At 65.7% G+C, this 3,744-nt stretch carries 4 protein-coding genes; 3 read left to right on the top strand and 1 reads right to left on the bottom strand.

Translation table 11 applies throughout. From position 1 onward, the window contains the following. From waaC (ABI213_RS02515) to ABI213_RS02505, 3 genes are all read left to right on the top strand, one after another. Positions 1–951, top strand: a 951-nt coding sequence (gene waaC / locus ABI213_RS02515; protein ID WP_348025965.1) for a lipopolysaccharide heptosyltransferase I, incomplete at its 5' end; no start/stop codon positions are given. Next, positions 948–1,988, top strand: coding sequence for a lipopolysaccharide heptosyltransferase I (gene waaC, locus ABI213_RS02510; RefSeq protein WP_348008952.1), 1,041 nt, complete (start codon positions 948–950; stop codon positions 1,986–1,988). The genes waaC (ABI213_RS02515) and waaC (ABI213_RS02510), both read left to right, overlap by 4 nt. Then, positions 1,985–3,274: a 3-deoxy-D-manno-octulosonic acid transferase gene (locus ABI213_RS02505; protein WP_348008951.1), complete on the top strand. Its 1,290-nt coding sequence runs from the start codon at positions 1,985–1,987 to the stop codon at positions 3,272–3,274. Before waaC (ABI213_RS02510) ends, ABI213_RS02505 begins: the two co-directional genes overlap by 4 nt. Positions 3,275–3,312: 38 nt before the next feature. On the opposite strand, the gene ABI213_RS02500 is transcribed toward ABI213_RS02505, so the two are convergent. After that, on the bottom strand, positions 3,313–3,744 hold a 432-nt coding region (locus ABI213_RS02500), incomplete at its 5' end, for a rhodanese-like domain-containing protein (protein WP_348025963.1).

Genomic DNA, 3,744 nt, shown 5'->3' with positions numbered 1-3,744 from the left:
TTGCACGACATGCGCCAGGCCTTGCCCTTGGCCACGTTTGACTGGGTGGTCGAAGAAGCCTTTGCCCCGTTGCTGCGGGCCCATGTGCCGCGCCTGGGCCGGGTGATTCCGCTGGCACAGCGGCGCTGGCGCAAAACCCCGTTCAGCGCCAGTGTGCGGGCCGAAAAAGCCGCCTTCACACAGACCCTGCAGACCGAGGCCTACGACGTGGTGATCGACTTTCAGGGCCTGATCAAATCTGCCCTGATCGCCCGCCAGGCCCGACTCACTCCCGGCGGCTGGCGCGCCACCTACGGCAACGGCAGCGAAGACTGTGGCTATGAATGGCCGGTGCGCTTCCTGGTGCAGCGCCCCCAGCCCATGCCGTCGCGCATCCACTCCCTGCAGCGCTACCGCCGCCTAGCCGCGCTGGCGCTGGGCTATCCGCCGCGGGAAGACGGCATTGCCTATGACGAACTACAGGTCACCCCAGTACAGCCGGATGGCAGCGTGATGCTGGTCCACGGCACCACCCGGGTCGAAAACGAATGGCCTTTGGTCCACTGGGTGCAGGTGGGCCAGCATTTGGTCGCCCAGGGCCTGCCGGTCAGCGTGCCGCAGGCGAATGCCTACGAGGAAAATTTTGCCCGGCAGCTCTGCCAGGCGATTGGCCCGCAGGCCCGCATGCTGCCGCGCATGGGCCTGGCCGCGTTGGCCGCGCAAATGGCCGGCTGTGTGGGCGTGGTGGGCGTGGATTCAGGCCTGAGCCACCTGGCGGTTGCCTTAAACCTGCCGCATGTGCAAATCTTCAGCCAGCCGCGCATCTGGCGGGCCGGTCCGCTGGGCAGCCCTTACCAAGTGGCTGTGGGCGGGGCTAGGGCTCCCGATGTAGACACGGTGTGGCAGGCATGGCAAGCTGTGTGGAGCGTGTTCCACACCGTCCAACACCAGCTCCAAGCTATTCCTGCATGAATGTTCTGATCGTCAAACTCTCGTCCCTGGGGGATGTGGTGCACGCCATGCCGGCGGCGCAAGACATCCTGCACGCCTTTCCGGGTGCCCTGGTGGACTGGGTGGTCGAGCCCGACTTTGCGCCTCTGGTGCGGCGCTGCACCGGTTTGCACCGCGTCATCGAATGCGATTTGAAGCGCTGGCGCGAGACGGTATTTACCGCCGACACGCGCAACGCCTGGCGGGCTTTTTCGTCCGACCTGCAGTACGAGTGTTACGACGCGGTGTTGGACTTGCAGGGCATGAGCAAATCGACCCTGGTGGCCAAGATGGCCCGTTTGGGCTCGGACGGTTTGCGTTACACGCTGGCCAACCAGACCGAAGGTTCGGTTTTCCAGGCCGCCACCCGCTGGGAAGCCGACGTGGCCGTGCCGGTCGAGTCGCACATCCACGCCGTGGACCGGGCGCGGGTGATGTGCGCCCGGTCCTTGGTCTATGCCCTGCCAGATACGGCTTCTTTTGGGCTGCTAGCGCACGTAGATGCTGCACAGAGAGCTACCAAAAGCATAGCGAATCATTTTTTTGACATAGGCCATGTCGAAGCCACACCCATCGTGGCCTTTCTGCACGGCAGCAGCCGGGTCGACAAAAGCTGGCCTGAAGCCCACTGGCTGGAGCTGGGCCACCGCCTGAACGACCTGGGCTACACCGTGGCCTTTGCCCACGGCAACGACGACGAGCAGTGGCGCAGCGAAAGCCTTGCCAACCGCCTGGGCCAGGCCATCGTTTGGCCGCGCATGCCCTTGGGCGCGCTGACCGATGCACTGGGCCAATGTGTGGGCGTGATCGGCATCGACAACGGCACCAGCCAGATCGCTGCGGCGCTGAACCTGCCGCTGGTGAAGATCTACAACTTCGACACGGTATGGCGCACCGGCCCGCAAAACCGCGACCACCAGTTCAGCGTGTTTGCCGAACCCACGCCTAGCGTGAATGCGGTCTGGAATGCCTGGATGCAGGCCTCCGCCCTGGCCGCATTGCGAGATTCCGCGCATTGATCCTGCGTCTGTATTCCTTGTTGGTGTGGGTGGCTGGCCCCTTGCTGCGCCGCAAACTGCGGGCGCGCGCGCTGGCCGAACCGGGCTACGCCGTAGCCGTACCGGAGCGCTTTGGCCACTACACCCAGCCGCCTGGCCAGGGCTTTGTGTGGGTGCACGCCGTGTCGCTGGGCGAAACCCGTGCCGCCGCCATTCTGCTAGCCGCCTTGCGCCGCGAGATGCCGGGCATGCGGCTGCTGTTGACGCACGGCACGGCCACCGGGCGGGCCGAAGGCCAGGCGCTGCTGCAGCCGGGCGACCTGCAGGTCTGGCAGCCCTGGGACAGCGCGGGGGCCGTGCGGCGCTTTGTGCGGCATTTCCAGCCCTGCATCGGCATCCTGATGGAGACCGAAATCTGGCCGAATCTGCTGGCCGCCTGCCGGGCGGCGGGTATTCCGGTGGTACTGGCCAACGCGCGCCTCAGCGCCAAATCGTTGCGCCAGGCGCAACGGCTGTCGGCCTTGTCACGGCCCGCTTACGGCGCGCTGGCGGCCGTGTGGGCGCAAACCGCTGCCGACGCGCAGCGGCTGGCCGAGGTCGGCGCTCCCACGCCCACGGTGCTGGGCAACCTCAAGTTTGATGCCACGCCCAACGCCGAGCAACTGGCGGCAGGCCGGGCATGGCGCAGGGCAGGGCGCCCGGTCGTATTGCTGGCCAGCGCCCGCGAAGGCGAAGAGTCGCTGTTGCTTCAATATTTAGTATCTTTTAGGCCTCTATCGCAGGTTCCACCTGCGTTGCCAGCTACACAATTAGGAGTGTCAGACGTGCAGTGGCTGATCGTGCCGCGCCACCCGCAGCGCTTCGATACGGTGGCGGCGCTGGTGGTGGAGCAGGGCTTTAGCCTGTCGCGGCGCAGCCAGTGGGCAGATGGGCCGCAGCCCGCCGCCGTATGGCTGGGCGACTCGCTGGGCGAAATGGCGCGGTATTACGGCCTGGCCGATGTGGCCTTGCTGGGCGGCAGCTTCGCGCCGCTGGGCGGGCAAAACCTGATCGAAGCTGCTGCCTGCGGCTGCCCGGTGGTGATGGGGCCATCGACCTTCAATTTCGCCGAAGCCGCCGAGCTGGCCGAAGCTGCCGGGGCCGCCTGCCGCGTGGCCGACATGCCCGCCGCCGTGGCGCAAGCCCTGGCGTGGCTCAACGCCCCCGAAAACCTGGCCCGTGCCGCCGCCGCTGGGCCGCAATTCGCTGCTGCCCACCAAGGGGCAGCGCTGAAAACCGCTTTAGCGGTAAAAAAGTTTTTAGTATAAAAAGTGCCTCCAGCGCAAGTGGCACCTGCGCCAGCAGCTCACTTTTTCATAGTATCCAGCGCGCTGGCCGAAAGATCGGCTTCCAGCGTGCGGCGCTCGTCAAACACGAAGCAACTGCCCTGGTAGTGCGCGCCGTCGGTTTCCTCAAAGTATTTCAAGATGCCGCCTTCCAGTTGGTAGACATGGTCCAGCCCTTCTTCGCGCATCAAAATCGCAGCTTTTTCGCAGCGGATGCCGCCGGTGCAGAAGCTGACCACGGTTTTGCCTTGCAACTCGGCCTTGTGGGCGCGCAGGGCCTGGGGGAACTGGCTGAATTTGTCGATACGCCAGTCCACCGCGCCGGTAAACGTGCCATGGTCCACCTCGAAGGCGTTGCGCGTATCCAGCGTGACCACCGGGCGGCCACTGTCGTCCACGCCCTGGTCCAGCCAGCGTTTCACCGTGGCGGCATCTACCGCCGGCGCACGGCC

This window comes from Rhodoferax sp., assembly GCF_039922535.1.
GTDB lineage: Bacteria > Pseudomonadota > Gammaproteobacteria > Burkholderiales > Burkholderiaceae_C > Rhodoferax_B.
This window is presented reverse-complemented; position numbering and strand designations above follow the sequence as displayed.